Source organism: Ectobacillus ponti, from assembly GCF_024294785.1.
In the GTDB taxonomy this organism is placed as follows: domain Bacteria; phylum Bacillota; class Bacilli; order Bacillales; family Bacillaceae_G; genus Ectobacillus; species Ectobacillus ponti.
The window spans coordinates 1-700 of sequence record NZ_JANCLT010000069.1; the positions used below are offsets into that span (position 1 = coordinate 1).

1 protein-coding gene is annotated in these 700 nt (G+C 55.1%); it reads left to right on the forward strand.

Annotation, left to right across the window (positions count from 1 at the left end; translation table 11 throughout):
• Positions 1-452: 452 nt before the first annotated feature.
• Positions 453-700, forward strand: a 248-nt coding sequence (locus tag NK662_RS24605; protein WP_254761344.1) for a hypothetical protein, incomplete at its 3' end; no start/stop codon positions are given.

Genomic DNA, 700 nt, shown 5'->3' on the forward strand with positions numbered 1-700 from the left:
TCAGAACGTGACAAACCCATATATAAACGACGAACCGATCAAAACAACAACACACAAGACGGTAGGTTCACCGACGGCGAGAAATGGTTGGCACACGGCCATGAACGGCTCAGATCGCACACACATAGAGACAGACAATGTACTCTCAGAAACGCACCCATTACACGATGAAAACCAATCAAACACGAAAAAAAAAAAGCACAAAAGACCGACAAACAACGCCTGCGACGACGGAGGCATGTGGGGGCCAGAGAGGGGCACCGCGTCACTGACGCTGGGCCCCACCGCCCTCGATGACAAACTCTTTTATTTAGCCCCACGTCACGCGTACCCACACACACCTACGGAGTCGAGTACTACCACTCCAGCTCACTCAACTCATCACTCGCTACACGCACACGTACGTACAACTCCGGCGAGTCGCCGGCGGCGGCGGCGCGCGCGGGCCATGCATGTACTCCACGGTGTACGACGACGGCGAGCCAGCCTTCCCCGGCATGCACTCACTCGCTGGCCTTCTCGGCCTCCGGGCATTCTTGTCACGAGTTATGCATAATCCTGAGTTCATACGCCAGCTGTTCTCCCAGAGTGAGATGAGGAAGGAGCTTGAAGAGTTCGTCACAATTAAAAGTAGGCGCCGCATTGACCAGGGACCTGAACTTGATAGCATGGGTACCGGTTCTAGCCCCGAGCAAGTGTC